16 protein-coding genes are annotated in these 19538 nt (G+C 68.2%); 4 read left to right on the top strand and 12 right to left on the bottom strand.

All coding sequences use genetic code 11. From position 1 onward, the window contains the following. Window positions 1-1988: Tn3 family transposase (locus IT779_RS29060; protein WP_196152649.1), on the top strand; the 1988-nt coding region annotated here is incomplete at its 5' end. 64 nt (window positions 1989-2052) lie between these two features. Here the strand turns inward: IT779_RS29060 and IT779_RS29065 are convergent. Beyond that, window positions 2053-4404 (bottom strand): MMPL family transporter, encoded by a 2352-nt coding sequence (locus IT779_RS29065; protein WP_196152650.1) that lies wholly within the window; start codon window positions 4402-4404, stop codon window positions 2053-2055. Between the two features lie 386 nt (window positions 4405-4790). Between IT779_RS29065 and IT779_RS29070 the strand changes: the two genes are divergently transcribed. Then, window positions 4791-5369 (top strand): recombinase family protein, encoded by a 579-nt coding sequence (locus IT779_RS29070; RefSeq protein ID WP_196152651.1) that lies wholly within the window; start codon window positions 4791-4793, stop codon window positions 5367-5369. Between the two features lie 90 nt (window positions 5370-5459). Here IT779_RS29070 and IT779_RS29075 read toward each other — a convergent pair whose 3' ends face one another. Next, complete coding sequence (locus IT779_RS29075) at window positions 5460-6575, bottom strand: MerR family transcriptional regulator (RefSeq protein ID WP_332839023.1); 1116 nt, start codon at window positions 6573-6575, stop codon at window positions 5460-5462. Window positions 6576-6793: 218 nt separating this feature from the next. Between IT779_RS29075 and IT779_RS29080 the strand changes: the two genes are divergently transcribed. Next, window positions 6794-7009 carry a hypothetical protein gene (locus IT779_RS29080; RefSeq protein WP_232542219.1) on the top strand — a complete coding sequence of 72 codons (216 nt, stop codon included), beginning with the start codon at window positions 6794-6796 and terminating at the stop codon, window positions 7007-7009. A gap of 277 nt (window positions 7010-7286) precedes the next feature. Here IT779_RS29080 and IT779_RS29085 read toward each other — a convergent pair whose 3' ends face one another. Next, window positions 7287-8012, bottom strand: a complete 726-nt coding sequence (locus IT779_RS29085) for an NYN domain-containing protein (protein WP_196152652.1) — start codon at window positions 8010-8012, stop codon at window positions 7287-7289. Window positions 8013-8074: 62 nt separating this feature from the next. On the opposite strand from IT779_RS29085, the gene IT779_RS29090 reads away from it, so the two are divergent. After that, the gene (locus IT779_RS29090; protein ID WP_196152653.1) at window positions 8075-8365 is read left to right on the top strand and encodes a hypothetical protein; all 291 of its coding nucleotides are present in this window, start codon (window positions 8075-8077) and stop codon (window positions 8363-8365) included. 395 nt (window positions 8366-8760) lie between these two features. On the opposite strand, the gene IT779_RS29095 is transcribed toward IT779_RS29090, so the two are convergent. From IT779_RS29095 to IT779_RS29135, 9 genes are all read right to left on the bottom strand, one after another. Then, a complete protein-coding gene (locus IT779_RS29095) occupies window positions 8761-9705 on the bottom strand; it encodes a hypothetical protein (protein ID WP_196152654.1) in 945 nt (314 codons plus the stop codon). Between the two features lie 225 nt (window positions 9706-9930). Beyond that, on the bottom strand, window positions 9931-10395 hold the full coding sequence (locus tag IT779_RS29100) for a hypothetical protein (RefSeq protein ID WP_196152655.1): 465 nt from the start codon (window positions 10393-10395) through the stop codon (window positions 9931-9933). Beyond that, window positions 10392-10715, bottom strand: coding sequence for a hypothetical protein (locus tag IT779_RS29105; RefSeq protein WP_196152656.1), 324 nt, complete (start codon window positions 10713-10715; stop codon window positions 10392-10394). Before IT779_RS29105 ends, IT779_RS29100 begins: the two co-directional genes overlap by 4 nt. After that, entirely contained in the window at window positions 10712-13132 is a 2421-nt protein-coding gene (locus IT779_RS29110; protein WP_196152657.1) for a hypothetical protein, read from the bottom strand. Before IT779_RS29110 ends, IT779_RS29105 begins: the two co-directional genes overlap by 4 nt. 386 nt (window positions 13133-13518) lie before the next feature. Beyond that, window positions 13519-16368: a toprim domain-containing protein gene (locus IT779_RS29115; protein WP_196152658.1), complete on the bottom strand. Its 2850-nt coding sequence runs from the start codon at window positions 16366-16368 to the stop codon at window positions 13519-13521. After that, window positions 16368-17096: a DUF4913 domain-containing protein gene (locus IT779_RS29120; protein ID WP_196152659.1), complete on the bottom strand. Its 729-nt coding sequence runs from the start codon at window positions 17094-17096 to the stop codon at window positions 16368-16370. The genes IT779_RS29115 and IT779_RS29120 overlap by 1 nt, the downstream gene beginning before the upstream one ends. Next, window positions 17093-18946, bottom strand: coding sequence for a type IV secretory system conjugative DNA transfer family protein (locus IT779_RS29125; RefSeq protein WP_232542220.1), 1854 nt, complete (start codon window positions 18944-18946; stop codon window positions 17093-17095). The genes IT779_RS29120 and IT779_RS29125 overlap by 4 nt, the downstream gene beginning before the upstream one ends. Beyond that, entirely contained in the window at window positions 18946-19284 is a 339-nt protein-coding gene (locus IT779_RS29130) for a WhiB family transcriptional regulator (RefSeq protein WP_196152660.1), read from the bottom strand. The genes IT779_RS29125 and IT779_RS29130 overlap by 1 nt, the downstream gene beginning before the upstream one ends. Then, on the bottom strand, window positions 19281-19529 hold the full coding sequence (locus IT779_RS29135) for a hypothetical protein (RefSeq protein ID WP_332839024.1): 249 nt from the start codon (window positions 19527-19529) through the stop codon (window positions 19281-19283). The genes IT779_RS29130 and IT779_RS29135 overlap by 4 nt, the downstream gene beginning before the upstream one ends. Between the last annotated feature and the right edge of the window lie 9 nt (window positions 19530-19538).

The raw sequence follows: 19538 nt of genomic DNA on the forward strand, positions 1-19538 counted from the left end.
GGATCGGCGACGAGCAGATCGGTGGGCTGATCCGCGGTGAGCGGATCGGGTGGGAACGGCTACGCGCGGCGATCGCGCAGGCCAAACCCCGATTGCCGCGTGATCACGGGCATCTGGCCGCACTGGACGCCTCGTATTCGTATCTGCGGCAGTTCACTCCGGCGGTGTTGTCGACGGTGCGGTTCGCCGGCGGGACCGCGGCGACGGAGTTGTTGATCGCGGTGCACATGCTGCGCGAGTTGAACGCGACCGGCGCCCGCAAGGTGCCTGAGCAGGCTCCGGCCGGGTTCGTGCCGACGAAGTGGCGCGGCTACCTCGACGAGGCCCGCAGATCCGGTAGCGCCACCGCGTATCGGCACTACTGGGAGCTGTGCGTGCTGCTCGGATTGCGGGACGGTCTGCGCAGCGGGGACGTGTTCGTGCCGGGATCACGCCGCTACGCCGACCCGGCCGCCTACCTGCTCACCTCGCAGCAGTGGGAGCCCCAGCGGGACGAGTTCTGCCGCCTGGTCGGCAAATCCGCCGACCCCGCCCAGGCCTTGGCCGCGGCGACCGACGAACTGCACACCGCGGTCGCCGAACTGGAGACGGTCCTCGCGGGTGGTGACGGGCCCGTGCGCCTCGACGAGGCCGGGGATCTGGTGATTTCGCCGTTGACCGCCGAGGACGTCCCGGCCGAGGCCGTTGCGTTGAAAGCCGAGCTCACGGAGATGTTGCCGTTCGCCCCGATCGTGTCGCTTCTCATCGAGCTGGACAAACGCACCGGCTACCTGGACTGCTTCACCCACGCGAGCGGGAAACAGGCCCGCACACCGGAACTCAAACGCAACCTCATCGCGGTGCTGCTCGCATACTCGACCAACCTCGGACTGACGCGGATGGGTGAGGCGTGCGGGATCTCCTACGACATCCTGGCCTGGACCTCGGAGTGGTATGTGCGCGAGGAGACACTGCGGGCGGCGAACCTGGCCATCATCGACTACCACCAACGCCTGCCGCTGACCACGGTGTTCGGCGCCGGAACCCTGTCCTCGAGTGACGGGCAGCGGTTCCCGACGCGAGGGAAGTCGATCACCGCCCGCGTCTTGAGCCGCTATTTCGCCAACGAGGGACTGTCGACCTACACCCACGTCACCGACCAGCACGCCACCTACGGCACGAAGATCATCGTCACCACCCGCCGCGAGGCCCACTACGTGCTCGATGAGATCCTGGGCAACGCCACCGATCTCCCGATCACCGAACACGCGACCGACACCCACGGCGTGACGCTCGTGAATTTCGGGTTGTTCGACCTGCTCGGGATGCAGCTCTCGCCCCGCATCCGGGACCTGGGCCGCATCACCCTCTACCGGCCGGGTCCGCGCGCCGAGGCCGAGGCCAGGTTCCCGCGCACGGGCCCGTTGATGACGCGCAAGCTGAACACCGAGTTGATCGCCGAGCACTGGGACGACCTGCTCCGGTTGGCGGGGTCGTTGAAGTTCGGGCACGCCACCGCCTCGCTGCTGGTCGGGAAGCTCTCGGCCTCGGGCCGCCAGAACTCGCTCGCCGCGGCGTTGAAGGAATACGGGGCGCTACGCAGGACGATCTACGCCGCGAAATACCTCGCCGACCCCGACTATCGGCGCAAGATCTCGCGTCAGCTGAACAGGGGCGAATCCCTGCACGCCCTGCGCCGCGACCTGCTCTACGCCCACGAGGGCATGATCCGCGCGCGCCACCTCGACGGGCAGACCGAGCAAGCCTGGTGCCTGACTCTGGCCACCAACGCCGTGATCGCCTGGACCACAGAGTATTACGGCCTCGCGGTGGAGCAGATGCGCCGCGAGGGCCGCCGCATCGACGACGACGTGCTGGCCCACATCTCCCCGGCGCACAGCGAGAACATCAATTTCTTCGGCGCGATCGAGGTCGACATCGACGCCGAACTCGCCGCACTCGGACCGACCGGATATCGGCCGTTACGGGTGCGAGACACCTTGTTCTGACCCCCGATTCGACGGTGCGGTGTGTCCCCCGCGGTCTTGGTGATCGTGGCGCGGTGGGGGTGGTTCACCGGTGGATGGGTGTGGTGGGTAGGACGTCGGTGTCGGTGGAGACGGTGCGCGCGGGTGGTGGGCGTCGTTGTCGGGTTCGTGGTCGTGGCGGCGGGTCGGGTTCGTAGACGGCGGGGATCTGGAGGGTGACCGGGTCGGTGACCGGTGTGGTTCGCACAAGGTCGACGGGGTCGGCGTTGCGGGGGTGGGCGTCGTCGAGGACGGGTTCGCCGAGGCCGACTTTCTGTTGGATGCGTTTCATCCAGGGTGGGGCCCACCAGCAGTCGTCGCCGAGGAGTTTCATGGTGGCCGGAACCAGGAGCATGCGCAGGACGGTGGCGTCGATGATCAGGGCCGCGATCATGCCGAAGGCGATGTACTGCATCATGACCAGGTCGGAGAAGGCGAACGCGCCGACGACGACGAGCAGGATCGCGGCGGCGGCGGTGATGATGCGTCCGGTGTGGGCGGTGCCGATGCGGACCGCTTCGGTGGTGGAGGCGCCCTGGGCGCGGGCTTCGACCATGCGGGAGAGCAGGAACACTTCGTAGTCGGTGGACAGGCCGTAGATGATGGCCATGATCACCACGAGCACGGGTGCGGTGATCGGTTGCGGGGTGAAGTTCAGCAGGGTCGCGCCGTGACCGTCGATGAATATCCAGGTCAGGATGCCGAGGGTGGAGCCCAGGCCCAGCGCGCTCATGAGCGCGGCCTTGATCGGCAGGACCAGGGAGCCGAAGGTCAGGAACATCAGCACCGTGGTGAGCAGGACGACCAGGGCCACCATCCACGGTATCCAGAACAGCAGCGCGTCGATGCTGTCCTTCTGCAGCGCGGGGACACCACCGACGAGCATGCGCACGGAATCGGGCTGTTCGAGGGCGCGCAGGTAGTCGATGGTGAGGCCTGCGTCGTCGGAGTCGGTGAGCGCGGCGGTGGTACGGAACACCTCGGCGTCGGTGGTCGAGCGCGAGGGGACGCCGAACGGTGCGGCCAGACCCGGCGCGGTGTTGGCTTGTTTCCACAGTGCTCCGATGGCGGCGGTGTCGGCGCCGCGGAACACCAGTTCGATCGGGTCGGATTTGCGCAGCGGGAACAGGTGGTCGAATTCCTGCTGCGCCAACCGTGTCGGGTTGTCCGGCGGCAGATACTTCTCGCTCAACCCGCCGAAGACCAGATTGCCGATGGGCAGGATCAACAACACCAGCCCGGCCACGATCGGGACCGCGACCTTGATCGGATGCCGCATCACCGCACGGGTGCTGCGTCCCCAGAATCCGTTCTCGACCTCGTCGGCGGATTTGGTCTTGCGGAAGCGTTTGATACCCAACAGGTCCACGCGCGGGCCGAGGACCGCCAGGATCGCGGGCAGGATCGTGATCGCGGTCAACGCGGCCATCGACACCGTCGCGATCGCGCCGTAGGCGATGGATTTCAGAAACCCTTGCGGGAACAGCAGCATGCCCCCGAGGCTGGCGATGATCATCGCCGCGGAGAAGACCACGGTGCGGCCCGCGGTCATGACCGTGCGGCGCACGGCGGCCGGGGTGTCGTAGCCCTCGGCGAGTTCTTCGCGGAAGCGGCTGACGATGAACAGTCCGTAGTCGATGGCCAGACCGAACCCGATCATCGAGACCACCGCGGAAACGAAGGAATTGACCTCGGTGAACTCGGTCAGCAATTTCACGATGCCGAACGCGCCGAACACCGTGAGCCCGCCCACGATCAACGGCAGCGACGCGGCGACGAGTCCGCCGAAGATGAAGAACAGCAGCACCCCGACCGCGGGGAAGGCCAGCAGTTCCATCCGGTGGATGTCGGAGGCGATGGTGTCGTTGAGCGCTCCGGCCACCGGCTGCAACCCGCCCACCCGCACGTCGACGCCGGGGATCGCGAAGGCGTCCTTCACCGCGCGGTAGTTGCGGACCATGGTGGTGTCGTCGTCGCCGCGGATCGCGATCGCGGCGAAAGCGTGCTTCAGATCCGCTGTCGCGACGCGTGATCCGCTGATCTTGCCGGTTTCGGTGCGCCAGTAGGCGGCATTGATCCCGGAGATCTGCTCCGGGAACCGCTTCGGCAGACTGTCGAGGCTTTCGACGACCTTGCCCGCGAACTCGGGGTCATCGACCGTTCTGCCTTCGGGGGCTGTGTAGAGGACCAGGACATCGCCCTCGTGGTTACGCCCGAACGCCGCGTCGGCCACCTGTGCGGCCTGCGAGGACTCCGCGGTCGGGTCGAACATGCCACCCGAACTCAGACGGTCGTCTAGTCCGGTCCCGTACCAGGCCAGCCCGAGCAACGCCGCGGCCACCATGCCGATGACCACGAACCGTACGCGTGAGACCAGAGCACCCCACCAGGCGAACACTCAGCCCACCACCCCACCACGGCGCGCACGTACCGATTGTCGAGCGCCCTCCCCTCGCGTGGTTCTCCCGATCCGCACCTGCTCGAAATCGCCTTCGTGCATGAGGCCGACATCCTTTCCACGTGGTGGTCCCACCCGATGTGCCTCACCGCCAACGGCCCCCACCAGCGCCGAGTTCCCCATACCAGCGATTCTCAGGAGAAAATAAGGCCCCCCACCCACGCGGAAGTTCGGGTCGAAAACGGTCGTTTATGACCCAGATCCGGCCCGCCGTTTCGTGTTCGCGAACCCGCAGGTCGCCGAGACCTCGAATCGGGTCAGAACTCGTGTGCGGAATCTATGAGACGAAACCGGACGTGTCGGCCCTTTATGGGACAGTTCCGGGCATGGCTCGGTTCGGATACGCGCGGGTCTCCACGCGCGGACAGAAAGACGACTCCCAGATCGATGCGCTCACCGCCGCCGGATGCGAAAAGATCTGGATCGACAAGGCATCCGGGAAACTGGCGCGCCGCCCGGAGTGGGACAAATGCTTCGACCACCTCCGTCGCGGTGACGAACTCGTCATCACCCGGCTCTCACGCCCGTTCCGATCGGTCCGGCACATGACCGAACTCGCCGCCGCCCTCGACGAACGCGGCATCGACCTGGTCGTACTCAAACAAGGCATCGACACCACCACCCCCGCCGGACGATTCCTGTTCCACGTCATCGCCGCCATGGACGAGATGACCGCCGACCTCATCAGCGAAGGCACCCTCGAAGGACTCGAATCCGCCCGCGCCCGCGGCCGCGTCGGCGGACGCCCTGCCGCGCTGATCGGGTTGCAGGTGATCAAAGCGCGAGAGATGTACGACGAAACCGACGACCACGGCAAACGCCGCTACACCGTCGCCCAGATCGCCGAAACCTTCAGCGTCTCCCGCAAAACCATCTACCGTCACCTCGACCGAGACCATCCATAACCATCCCCGGTGTTCTCGTCCGTCTCCGGACGGGCTTCTCCGACAGGAAAGTCCGGCGGCCGTCAACGATCCCTGATTGCACGACGTGGTTCAGGCTGTGAGCAGACGCAGGCCGAGATCTAGGGCATCGAGTCCGGCGAGGCCACGATTTCGCTCCGCCCACCGGCCCGAGGCGAGGTCATCGCCGAGGGTTCGCACCGCCCGCTGCTCGGCCTCTCGCCCGACCCGCGTCCAGGTCGACACCGCCCGGCGCACATGATCCTCCAGATACGCTTCGGGCCTGCGCCAGTACGCCTCGAACAAACCGTCGGTGCAGTCCCACGGAACAGGCACGGGCTCAGCGATGGCGCCGATCGCCTCGGTCATCGCGGCGATCGCAGGAAAGTCCGCGAGGAGATCACCGAACTCGGGCAGGTAGTCGCGGGTCAACCAGAACCGGTCCTGCCATCCGGGCTCGCACGCGTCGAAAGTGAGCACGACCACGCGGCGAGCCACGCGCCGCATCTCGCGCAGCCCACCGAACGGGTCACTCCAGTGGTGCACGGTGGACACCGCCATCGCCGCGTCGAAGGACCGGTCGGCGAACGGAAGGCTCTCGGCGCGGGCAGCCACACACGGCGCCGTGCCCGCGGGGCGTTGTGCTCGCATCACCGCCGACGGTTCCACCGCGGTCACGTCCCGGTCGGCCGGCTCGTAGGACCCGGTGCCCGCCCCGACGTTCAATACCGTCCGAGCGTCCCCGAGCGCTTCCCAGATCTGCGCGGCGATACGCGGGTCGGTTCGCCGCGTCGCGGTGTACGCGCCGCCGATCGTCTCGTACAACCGTGCGCCGATCATCTCCAACTGTTCCTCCGCGCTCACCCTGATTCCCTCCGCCCGTGCTCGGAGTTCTCTATCGATGGCAGCCACCATCGCATCGGTGCGCTCGCGCTGCTCCAACAACAGGCCACGCAGTCGACGCAGGTGCGCGACCGCGTCGATGGACGGGTCGTCGACCAGAACCGCGACCTCCCGCAGCCCGAAACCCAGGTGCCGGTAGGCGAGTACCTCACGCAGTCGTTCCACGTCGCTCGCCGAGTAGGCCCGATACCCGGCCGCGGTTCGCGCCGACGGCCGAACGAGCCCGATCTCGTCGTAGTGATGCAGTGTACGAACGCTCACACCCGCCAACTCGGCCACACGCCCCACGGTCAGATACTCCTCCACGGAACCGACTATGCAGCCTCACGCGACGTCAGGGTCAAGCACCTCGCAACCCGCCCCCGACCAACCAGCGTGAACCCCGAACCAACGGACTGAACAGCAATTACGTCAAACCTCGTTGGATTTTCGGCGAGTTCTACCGCGACCCCCTGAACTGCCATCATCGAGTGGCATGCCGGATCCCTGATGATGTCGGTGGCACGACGTAATGTGGTGCAGCTATGACGGATATCAGCATGCAGGTCGAGCACTTCGGTGGCTCCGGCCGCAATAAGAACGCACTGCCAGGAGAGCGGCCCGACCATCTTCCTATCGCCGCCAAGGTCTGGGACATTTCGGCCCAGTACGGCTACGGCTCGACGGGGAAGACGGTCATCGAGGCGCTCTACCAGGCGGTGAAGGATCTAGAGACCGAAGTCCAACAGCTACGCGCCTAATCACCGCGCGAATCCCGCGTCCAGCCGCCCCTCGGGACTGACTTCTCCGCTCGGGTCGGGGGAGCCGATCGTAGCCGCTGACCAGCAGATAGAGATAAAGCCTCCGCGAATCGCGGAGGCTTTATCTGCTATCGGGAAAAAGTTAAACCCGCCCCCAGAGGGAGCGGGTGGTATGGCTCGATCATGCCTCATACATCGCAACGATGCAAACACAGAACCCGAGATGTTCAGCACGGTTCACGAGGTCATCCAGCACATCAAGGAAGAACGGACGTCTCTACCAGGGTGAGGGCTTGGTGAGGTGGCCCACCGTGGCGGGCAGCTGAGCCGCTGTGTAGTCGGGCGCGGTGAACTGATACCACCAGTGGCCTCCGACGCCGTCGGAGGGAGCACCCGCCAGCTTGGCCGCGGGGTAGCCGCTGCCGGGGTGGATCGTGCCCACCGGGACGCGGCGCCGCGCTTCCCGAACCGGGAAGGCCAGATCGCTGTCGTTGCTGATGACCACCGCGGCGTCGACGGCGTTGGTCAGGATGTCGATGAGCAGATGCGAGGCCACGTTGACATCGGAGCCCTTCTCCTCCCGGCGGGCGATCGAGACCATGAACGTCGCGTTCGGGTCGTCGACCCCGTTGCCGTTCTTCACCATCAGCGGCCCTCCGGGACGAGCCAGCACCGGCGTCTTCCCTCCAGTCGCCAACGGCGCCCTGGCGACCCGGTACACGTAGTTGCCCAGCGACAGCTCGTCGATGGACTTGGCCTGCTGCAACGCCCGGATGTAGGTGTCCTGCTCATGCTGGCCGACAGGGTTGTCACGCCCGCTGATCCGCGCGGTGCAGTAGACCACCCGACTCACCGCCGCCCCGGACCAGCCGGACCGGGCCGCGACGACGTTGGTCGCGAGCCGGCGTAGATCCAGCCACCGCCAACCGGCGGTGCCACGGCCGCACTGGGTCCGCGCGCCGTAGTAGAGATTGAAGCCGTCGATGTAGACACCCACTCGCATGGAGAGCGACCCTACCGAGATGTCGGCGACCAGAATTCGAATGACGTGTCATTATAGAACACGTGTTCGATAGCGAGTGGACGCCGGAATACCAGGTCGACGGCGTCACCGTCGACGACCCGCTGCGCCTGTACCAGGTGCGCGGCGGCGGCTGGGTCTGGCCCTCGCCACGAGCCTGCCGCAACGGACACCCGCTCGGGGCGAACCGGGTCCTGGTCGGGGCGCACCCGTGCATGCACCTGCGCGACCAGTACGGGCGCGCCCACCACCGCACCCACGAATGCGTGGCCTGCGGCGCGGTCATCTACACACCGGTCACCCCGGACTGCGATCACCCCGGCATGACCGACTGACCACACGAGGGCAGGTGCCGCCGGGCTCGCCGCCGTCGCCCCGGGTGCCCGTAGACCACATACAGCGCGATCCGCGTCCGCGCGGCCGCCCACCGACCGGCCACATCCCCCGATGTCCCCTGCTCGCCCATGCCCGGTGATTCGGCGCCGCCCCGACGCGAGATCTCCTTCACCGGCCGCCGCGGGTGAGTCGGTGTCGGCGGCGGCGTTTCAGGTGTGCCTTTTCGGCGCGTATCGCCTGGAAGACCGGTGTGCCGGCTACGCGTTCGCAGCACACCCGCCGGGTGTGAGCGTGGGTGTGACTTCGACCCGGTCACGAAGGGGGTACAGGCCCGGGTACCCAGGGGTGCACCCCGCCCCCTGCCCCGGGGACCCCCTTGCCCTCCCACGGCCCCTCAAGTCGGCGATATTCGATCGCGTCGGGATGGTGCAAAGGTGTGTCGGGTTCGGTGTGGGCGCGCGGCGTTGGTGGAGACGGTGTCGACCGGGGGTACCTCGAAACCGTTGGCGCGCATATCGTCAGGTGATCCACTCTCATCTGCCCCTGGGGGACCATGATGCTCGACTTCGAACAGCGCTACGGACTCGTCATCGCCGATGTCGAGAAGCTCGGGCACGATCCCGACATCGGTCGGATCGCTGAACTGCGTGAGGAACTCGAACGCCTCGAGCAGGACGTGGCGCGCGCCCGCGACCTGGCCGCCGAGCGTCGTGCGGTCCTGCGTGAGACCGGCCATCACGCGCGGACTCTGCTCGACACCGCGGCCGATCGCGCGAAACGGGTCCGCGCCGAGCGGCGCGCTCACCGGGACCGTGAGATCCACGCGGTCCTGTACCCGACTGTCCTTGGTCCTGAATCCTCGTCTCTCGCCGACGTTGTCCGTGACTACGAGCGCGGTCTCCGGGAGACCGACACGTGGGGACGCTCTGCGCGGCCGGACCGCGGCCGAGAGCGGTAGAGCACCCCGCGTGGGCGTTTCAGGACCGTAGGCGGCGTATCGGTGCGACCAGTCGCGCCCATCGTGACTCGGGCGCGCTCGAAACGCCTGGTCCCTGGGTTGGGTCCGGTGGCCAGGCGTCTCGTGGGCTTCACGCACGAGGGTGTCCCAATCGAAATCCGGGTCGCCCGCCGCCATCCTGCGCAGCATCGCCAGCGAGGCCGTCTTACCGGTGGTCGCCCCGCCGAGCAGCATGTGCGCGCGGGTCCGCACCGCCGACAGGCCGCGCCTGACGTGCTCGGCGAGTTCCTCGTCGGGCATCCCTTGTGCCAGCGCTTCGAACAACCGCGCGTAGTCGCTCTCGCACCAGATCGTTCCCGCGCGTTCCCGCTCTGTCCCCATACTCGAATGATGCACGCCGGCAACGACATTCACGGGCGACAACGCGCGGAGTGAACACCCATGGAGCCGGATATTTTCCGGTTGATCCCCGGTTCCGCCTTATCCGGAGAAACTTCGATCTTGATAGACCGAAGATCGTCCGGAAATCAGCGGGTGCCCCGAGATGCGGAACAGCCCCCGGCGTTCGTGCGGCCGGGGGCTGTTCGATACTCGGTATTTCGGGGGCTACAGCAGGTCGGGGTAGAGCGACCAGTGCAGGGCGCCGCTGGGGATGGTGTAGCGCAGGAACGGGTGTCCGCAGTCGCAGCAACATCCGATATCCCACCTGCCGGTGGTGATGGTGGCGCTGGGGCGGGTGGCCTGGGCGAGTTTGAGGAAATGGCGGCGGCCGTGGGTGCGGCAGCCGGGGCCGAGGAGCTGTTCGGCTTCGGCCCGGTTGTCGGGGCAGCGGCCGAATCCGGCCGATCGGCGCATCAGCAGGAAAGCCGTGAGCTCGTCGCTGTCCAACAATGCCCGCATGAAATCCGGGTCGAAGACCGACGGGCGGGCCAGACGCGGATCGAGGCGCCGCATGTCGGGTTCGAGCGGGTCGGTGGTCGCGCCGACCCGCAGCGCGGCCTCCACCGCGACGTCGAGGAGGTGCCCCCATTCCAGGACGACGAAGGGGCGATTGGAGATATCGGATGTCATCGGATGTCCTCGATTCGGAGCAGGGCGTCGGCGGTGTGCACGGTGTGTCCGGATCTGCCGGTGCGGGGAGTCCAGTTGTTGAGCCGTTGGTATCCGCAGGCGCGCAGGAGGTTGTCGGCGGCGGTGATGTCGACCGGTGCGCTCGGATCGGTGTGGTCGAAGGTCAGCGATTCCCACCAGCCCTCGATGTCGCGGCCGACGATCGTGCCGTCGCCGTTCTCGCCTTCCCACGGGTCGGATTGGAACAGGTCGATCACCGGCCCGCCGTCCGCGTCTAGGCGCGCGCAGATGAAGACGTAGACGACTTCGTCGATGGTCACCGCTCGACCTCCGATCCCGTGCGGCGCATCGAATGCCGTGCCGGCGCGGGTGAGGACGGTTGCGCGGCCCGGTCCGCGCGGTTGGCGCACTTACCGCTGTTGCCGCGCGGGGCGCGGGCGTTGGCGACGGCGCGACGTTGAGCGTTCTGGTCGTCACGCTGGGTGACCGCGGCGTAGGTGCGTGCCTCCCACCGCGTTCTGCGTTCAGCGGCGGTGATCCCGAACTGTCCGGCTTGGCGGGCGTTGTCGTCGATCACCCGCCGCACTTTGAGTTTGGTGTCGCGGTCGATTCCGGCGTCGACGAGGGCCTGGCCGAGCCGATCACGCTTCTCGACGTAGCCCTTGCGCTCGTTCTCGACACCGGTGACGGCGCCACCGGCGACGACGTGGATGCTGTCCGCGATCGAGGACACCGCCCCTTTCACCGCCTGGACCGCTTCGCTGTCGACCGCGCTGCTGGCCTCGATCAGGTTCGTGACCTGTTCGCGGGTGGCCTTGGCCAGTTCCGCGCCGGGCTCGTATCCACGTTTGGCGTCGACCTCGGCTTTGCTGCGCTCGTCGACCCACATCACCTCGGGCAGCTGTGTTTCGTCGGCGATCCGGCCGGTGTCGATGTCGGTCAAGGTGGCGAGGATCTGGCGGCGTTCCAGATCGTGCAGGCCCTTGCCGGTCTCGGCGATCGTGAGCAGCTGCTCACGGCGGGTGGCCATGCGCTCGACGCGCTCACCGAAATCGTCGCCGACACCGACCAGCTCCAGTGGTCGGTCGTAGACGAAGTCGGCCTCGGCCAGATAGTCGGCCTCGCCGCGCTGTTCAGCGGCGTCCATCGCGTACAAGGCCAGTTCACCGCGGATGTGGTCGCGGTCGACGTAGCCGGGCCAGATATTGACGTCGAACGGGTGCCCGGCGACGATCGCGCGCCCGACCTCACGTGCCGCGTCCTGATCTTCGCCGGTCATGACCGAGATCTCCTCGGCGAGGATCGCTGCGGCGGCCTTCGCGGCGGCCTCGCTCCCGGTGGTCCTGGCATAGGCGAAGTGGTCCAACAGTTCCGGAACACGAGTGCGGGCTTCCACGCCGGGGTCGACCATGACCGGGGTATCGAGCAGGTCCACGCCCTCGACCTGCTCGCGCAGGTAGGCGAGGGTGAAATCGACGGCCGCCCGGTCGGTCTCGGACATGCGGACCTTGCCCAGCTCGGCGCGCAGATCCTCGTAGCGGTAAGGCTCTCTGTCGATGTAGACCTGCGCCTGGTCGCTGTCGAAGTACTGATCCGACCAGGTCGCCATGACCTCACCAACGGCGGTCTTGACGCCGTCGGGCAGCGCGGCGCCCGCGACGGCCTCGACCATCGCCATCTCGCGGACCCGCACCGCGCGGGCCTCGGCCTCGACCTGGGCCGTGTGACCGTCGAGCTCCGGATCGATGCTCACGCTCAGCTCGTCGACATCGACGCGCACACCCCACCAGGCCAACTCGGCGGTGAGCTCCTCGGCCTTGATCGCGGCCACCTCCGAGGCTTCGCGCCACGTCAGCGCCTTCGCGAGCTGGAGGGCCATCGCGTCGCGATTGCTCCCGACATCGACGCGCAGCGCTCGCTCGTCGCGGTCGAGCGCGGCCTCGACATCGGCGGCCAGGGCGTCGGCGGCCGCGAGACTGTGTCCGGCGGCGGCGTCCTCGGCGTCCAACAGCTCCTCACGCCGGTGACGGGCCTGGTTGACCGCGACCACGGCGTGCAGCTGCGCGACACGCTGGCCGTGCCCGAGTGCCGGGGTCACCGGATCCGCGGCCGTCACCGACATGTCGTCCTCGATGTCGATGACCACACCACGCGACCGGTACAGCGTCACGAGGTCGTCCAGGCGCTCGTCGGCGATCTCGAGTTCGCCATGCCAGCCCGAGGCCAACGCCAGCGCCGCAGCTTCGGTGCGCGGGCCCGCGCCGACCGGGTCCGGGCGCAGCGCCCGCTCGGCGGCGTCACGCTGGGCGGCGACGTAATCGAGGTCCCCGCCGCTGGTGGTCTGGTGGAAATCGATATCGCGGCGGATCCGATCACCTTCCTCGATCGCCGCCCTCGCGGCCGCCAGGTGATCGACCGGACCGGACCGGGTGTCGTCCAGGGCATCGCCGACATCGGCCCTACCAGCGCGGACCACCCGGTCCTCGGCCGCGATCGCGGCCTCCAGCCCGGCTTCGGTCTCAGCGATGCTCGCCATGATCGAGACATCGAACGCGCGATGGTCGACCACCGGTCGGTCCTCGCCCGCGATCGCGGCCTCCAGTCCGGCTTCGGTCGCGGCGATGCTCGCCACGATCGACTCACCGAGAAGGTTTCCCTGCTCGTCACGGGCGCGGATCGCGGCGCCGTCGGCGTCGTAGGCGCTGTTCATCCGGTCCTCGTCGAATGGCTGATTCATGCTGTCTTCTCCCTGAATGTTGTTGGGGGATGGGTGGTTTCCGGTCCAGGTAGGGCCGGGGTCGACCTCGACATCGAGGTCCGCGCGTGTGATGCCGTGGCGTTCGGCGGCGCGGGTCTGGTGCTCGCGGACCGCTTTGGCGACCGCGAGCAACTGAGCGGGAGTGGGGATGCCGTTTGGGTTTGGCCAAACGGGTGTCGTAGAGGTAGGCGGTGATCTCGCGGCCGTAGCGGCGCCGCGACATCCGCGCGACGGGTTCGTGCCCGCCGGGCGACAGGCCCACCGCCCGGAGTTGACGGCGGGTCTTCAGATGCGGGGGCGCGGCCATCCACGGATAGGTGTCGAGCTGCGGGGGGTGTACTGCGGTCATCGGATCGAGAAGCAGGTCAGAGGCCCTGGTCCGGGCCGCCCTTTCCCTTGTCCTTGCCGTTGCGGTTGTGGCCGTAGCGCATTCCGTCACCGGGGCTTGTGGTCCGCGGGCCGCGCTTGGGGGCTTGGGCGGCGGCCGCGGGCGGGGTGGCGAAGCTGGCGTCGGCGGCGACGCGTTCGGCGACCTGGTCCTCGTCGAGGCCCGCGGCGCGGAGCTTGGCGGCGAGTTGCTGCTGACGTTGGGGGCTGTCGTAGTCGACCGCGTCGGCGGCGCGGGCGATCACGACCGCTTCCCGGCGATCGGCCCACTTGCGGGTGGTGTCGGCGCCCGAGCGGTGCGCGGCGCGAGCGACCCCGCTGGTGCGGTCGAGGTGATCGCCCACCCTTGCCCGTACCTCCTGCGACACCCCGCCGGCTTCGAGGATCTGTTCCAGGTCACGGCGCTGTGTACGTTCCGCGGTGTAGGCGATGCGCTCCGAGCGGGCGATATCGACGGTGGCCACGGAGCGGTCGTCGGCGAACAGTTGCTCGGGCAGTTGTGTCTTGCCTGCCTCGATATCGTCGAGAACGGCTTTGATCTGGTCTTTTTCGAGGCTGTGCAGGCCCTCGCCGTTGGTGAGGGCTTCCTTGATGGCGGTGCGGTGCCCGGCGGCCTGTCTGCGCAGCGCCGCCGCGTCGGCGGCGGTGAAGGAATCGGCCTCGACCGCAGCGTGCTCGGCGGCCGGGGCGAGTTTCGCGTAGGCGTGCAGGTGTTCGCCCAGTTCGTCACGGTCGACGTGGGAAGGCCACATCCGGGGATACATCTTGGCGGGGTTGGCGCGGATCGCTTTGCCGCGTGCCCGCGCGGCGTCCTGGTCCTCGGGGGTCAGGACCGCGACCTCACGCGCGAGTTCTTCGCGGACTTTGTTGGTGGGCGCGCCTACCCGCAACTGCTCCTGGTAGGTCTCGAGCAGCCGATCGATACGCGGTTTGGCCTCCTCGCCCGGATCCACCAGCGGGCGCGGTGCGCGGGCGAGTTCCTCGGCCGCGGTGACCGTGGCGGGGTTGTCGAGTTCCTCGTCGCCGATCACGGCCGGGGCGCCGAAGTAGGTAGCGACGAACCGGATCTTGGCCTGCCCCTGCTCGGAAGCCTTCTTCTCCTTCAGTTTGCGGGTCAGCTCGGCGAGCTGGGCGGGTGTCGGGTCGGTGCGCCAGGACTGGATCGCCGCGTACAACTCGGCCTTGGCGGACTCGTCCAGGTCGATCTCGGCCGCGACGACCGAGATCATGTGGTCCTGGGTCTTGCGAGTGCGGGCGGCTTCGACGCGGGCCTGCTCGGCGGCCAGCAGATCCGCCAGAGCCGCGTCACCGTCGACGCCGACCTCACCGGTGCCTGGGTTGATCGCGATCCCGAAACGGTCGCGGATGTGGTGGGTCAGGTGCCCCATCTCGGAGGAGGCGACCTTGCTGGAGTCGGCCCAGGTCGCCGCGTCCGCGAGCGCGAACGCCAGCTCGGTGCGCGAGGCTTTGCCGTATCCGGCCTCGCGCAGTTTCCGTAGCCGGGTCTCGATCGCGGCACGTTCCGCTGCCAGGCGCTGTTGTTCGGCGACCCGGTTCTTGTGGTCCTCGTTGGCGTGGTACAGCGCGGCGGCCGCGCGCTGCTCGGCGACCTTGGTGGCCATCAACAGCATCTGCTGCATCAGCAGCTTGGAGAACGCCGACCACTCGCGGTGGATGTGGTCGACCTCGTCGGAATGGCCTATCGAGGGGGAATCGAAGTGCTGGAGCAAGGACTCGCCGGGCATGGGTAGGTCTCCTTCGGGAGGTACTGCGGTGGAGTGGGTTTCCGGATCGGGTGGCGGCTCGAACTCGACGTCGGGCGCGACGGCCACCGGCGGCGCCGGTCCGGGCGCGGCCTGGTGGTCGGGTACGGCGGCCAGGGCGCGGGTGTAGGGGTCCAGGTGCGGGATCGGTACCAGATCGGCGACCCGATGACCGGCGCCCAGATGGTCGGTGAGGTCCTTGCCTTCGGCGGCCCGCACCACCCGCACCCGTTCGACCAGGCCGTCCAGGGTGGCCATGACCCGGTCGGCGCGGTGATAGCCGGGAGCGTCGACGTCGGCGACGATCACCACCGTTCGCGCACCGCGCAGATGCTCGGCGTGTTCGGGTGACCACGCTGACGCGCCGCCCGCGTTGGTGGTCGCGACCAGACCGGCGTTCGCGGCGTTGATCGCGTCCTTCTCGCCCTCGACCAGGTAGATGGTTCGCCCGGCCTCGATCGCGTTGCGGACCTCGGGTGCCCGGAACGGGATCTTGTCGAAACCGGTGTGCTCCCAGCCGTTGTGGGCCGGGTTCCAGGCGCGTTGGGAGAACGCCTTGTCGCGGCCGCCTTCGAACTCGGCTTCCTTGCGGATGACCTCCCCGGCGACGGTGCCGTCGGCGCGCACGTAGGTGTAGGTGTCGGTGGCCTTCCACGGCGAGAGCTGTTCACCCAGCTCACGTTTGGGCTTCTTGGCCGGGATGCCCGCGGCGCGCAGGGCACGGTCCGAGCGCGATTCCTGCCGCACCGTCGGGCGTGCGAGCGGGCGGGCCCGCCCGGTGCCGCGCTGGATCGGGGTGTCGTAGAGGTCGCGCACCGTCAGCCCGATCGCTTCGAGCACCAGTTCGTCGTCACACCCGGCCTGACACCGCACCTTGGTTCGTTTGGCGTCGGCCAGGTACTTCACCGACAGCGACGGGGTGTGATGGCCGCCGTCGCCTTCGTGGATCGGGCAGCAGTACTTGGTCCATGTCCCGGCGGGGCGCCCGAACCCCACCACCTGTTCCAGCGCGCCCGTGACGCGCGCCCACGACCCCTGCTCCGGATCGCCTGCGGGCGCGGCCATTACGGGAACTCCCGCACGATGACCCGGCGCGGCTGCAACGATGCTGTCGGCAGGTGCAGGGAGGTGACCGTCGACGGGTCGGCTTGCGGGCGGTGGTCCTCGTCGAAGCCGTCGGGGAACTTGATGGCTTCGGGGATCTCGACCACCGGCAGCGCCTGCAGGCGGCGCTTGTGGCCGTCGCTGGGCGTGCAGTATTGGAACGGTCCCTTGTCGGGGTCCATGAGCTGTTCCATGGTCGGGACGGCGTGGTGCAGCCACCACACGCTCATCTCGACCCCGTCGCCCTGGCGCATCCGCTCGAAGGCCCGCCACAACGCGCCGAGGCGGGCGACGGCTTCGCCGTGGTCCCACCACATCGGGCACCAGCGCAGGTACCTCTCGCTGCCCTCCTTGACCACCTCACGCCGATACAGCTGCGCGAGGAACTGGGAGACGAACAGCTCCAGGTTGCGGTACTTGAGCTTCGCGACCGGGTCTTCCTCTGGCTGCGGTGCCACCGCTTCGACCGCAGCGCGGACCGCCGCCGCGCGCATCTCCTCGGCGATCGGGTCGGTGAGGACCTTGTCCAGCACGCCTTTGGCGATGAGCTTGGCGGCCTCACCGACCTGGGCGTCGATCGCCTTGCCGACCGCGCCCGACAGTTTCTCGGTCAGCTCGACCACATCGGGGATCTCCACCTCACCAGCGGCCGCGCCGGTTGTGGTGGTGGGGTTTTCGGTGGCGCTCATGCGGTCCTGCCTTCCTGACCGGTGGAGGACACGATCCGCAGCGCCGGGCGCCCGGTCGCGTACTGGTGGGATTCGGCGACCTTCGCCAGTTCGGCGGCGATCTGTGCGGCGTAGGGGCGGTCCATCCACGGCACGGTCTGCCCGAGAGTCGGCCGGTTTCCGGAGGTGAACACCACACACCGGCCGCGAGGCAGGGCCGCGAGATCCGACGGATGCAACGTGATCTCGGAAGTCCGAGACGTCGAGGACGACCGCGAATCCTTCGACCTCGACACCGACGTCGTCAGTTCGTAGTGCGGTCCGATCAACTCACTGCGCGCACGGAGGAAGGCTTCGTCGTCCAGGCCGCCGCCGATCACCTTGATGTTGGCCGCCGACCACAGCATCCTCATGCCGTCGACACCCCAGCAGCGCTCACCCTGAGCCCACGACTGCAAGATCGTCATCACGACCAGACCGCGAGAACCGAAGTGGGAGTACTGCTTGGGCAGGTCCCGCCAGCGCACGATGTTGGCGGCCTCGTCCAGCACGATCGTCAACGGCACCGGCACGCGGCCGCCGTGGCGCACGCCCTCGGCCTTGCCCGCGCCCGCGACCGCCGCGCACAACGCGGTCACCAACGGCCCCGCCGACGCGGGGCCTTCCTCGCTGAGCGGGTAGAGAGTGTCACGCGAACGCACGAAGTCGGCGACCTTGAACGCGGTACGCGGCGGCTCACCCTGCGTGGGCGGGCACACCCACCGCTGGATCGCGGAGAACCGCAGGCAGGCCGCCATCTTCTTCGCTGTCGAGAAGACGCCGCCCCTTTGCTTATCCGGGGCACCGTACTGGTCGCGCAGGCTCGCGGCCGCGAGGACGTATCCGGCGTTCTGCAGGATGTCGACCGGGGCGTCGTCCGACGATTTGGTCACCCACCGGAACACCTGCGTGATCGGCTTCTTCGCCACCGCGGCGGCCAGGATCAACCCTGTGAGCAGGGACTCGCCCTCCGGTTCGAAGAACGCGTCTCGCGCCGTCGACTCGTTGCCGGCCGAGAAATGCGCGGCCAGCTCCGCGGCGCGTTCCTCCGCGCCGTCGCCGCCGTCCTCGCCCAACACCCAATCGGCCGGATCCCAATACCACGAGCACGGCTCGGCGGCCACGCCTTGGGGATCGAACACCCACGCCCGGCGACCCTCGGTCGAACGCAGGACCCTGGTCGCGTCGACCACGTCACGCTTGTTCGAGGTGGCCACCACCGCGCCGACGGCCTCCATCACCGCCGGAATCACGCGACTGGTGGACTTGCCGGTACGCGGACCCCAGATATCGAGGTGCAGATCCTCATACGAGCCGTAGAGCGCCTGACCATCGGCGACCGACAACGCGATCAACACACCCGGCGCGTCACCCTCACCCAACTGCACCTTCAACGCGGCGGCCTTGGCCGCCACCGCCGCACGAGTCAGCGAGGCCAGATCCTTGCCCTTGGCCAGGAACTTCGCCTGCGAGTCGATCGCCTCACGCTTGATCCGGCCACGGTCACGGTAGAGCTCAGAACACTTGCGGCACGCGGCTTTCCACGCCCACACCGACCCCACCACCGTCACCGCCGAACCGAGGACCAGGGTGACCGCGCCACCGGTCGCGGCACCGGTCCAGTGCAGGTCACCGGTCGCGAGGTTGATCGCCATCGTCAACGGGTTGACCGACACGTCCTGATCGGGGCCACCGTAGAGGGCCTCACCGATCCGGATACTCGCCCCGACCCCCTCACCGACGCCGAACCCGGCCGCGGTGAGAATCGGGAACCGCCACGACTCGTCGAAATCCATACCGCCACCACGCGGCTGCTTCACACTGCGATCCATCACGCAGCTCCTTCCAGTCGAATGGGCCGCGCGGTACGGACGACCTCGGCCAACGCCGCCGCCGCTTCCTCACGCAGCGCCTTGCGCGGAGACACACCCCCACCGGTCAGCGGCGGCATCGGCACACCAGCGGTGATCGAGTACGACAACCGACCCGCCAGCACCTCCGGAATCGCCCAAGCCGCGCACGCCGCCAGGCGCGGGCATCCCGCGCAGATCGCCTTGGCTCGCGCGTCCGCGTCGGGCTTGCGGCGCGAGGGAAAGAACACATCCAGCGGCACACCCCGACACGCCCGATCCGGGAACGTCGTCGGATCCGGCAACACCGTGCCGCTCACCGCTGCTCACCCCCGACCGTCACCGTCGTCGGGATGGTGGGGCGGGCGCCGCAGAACGGCTCACACGGGCCGATCACCCGAGTCGTGGACGGAGACGTCGACCCCTCGCTCGACGGGAACATGGCCACCACCGCGACCAACACCGCCAAACCCGCCAGCACGACGGCCGCGACCAGCACAGCCATCCCACCGACCACGCCCGATACCGACGCCCCGCCCCCGACCGGGACATACACATCAACCACACGCTCACG

It is taken from the genome of Nocardia bovistercoris, assembly GCF_015674855.1.
Classification (GTDB): Bacteria; Actinomycetota; Actinomycetes; order Mycobacteriales; family Mycobacteriaceae; genus Nocardia; species Nocardia bovistercoris.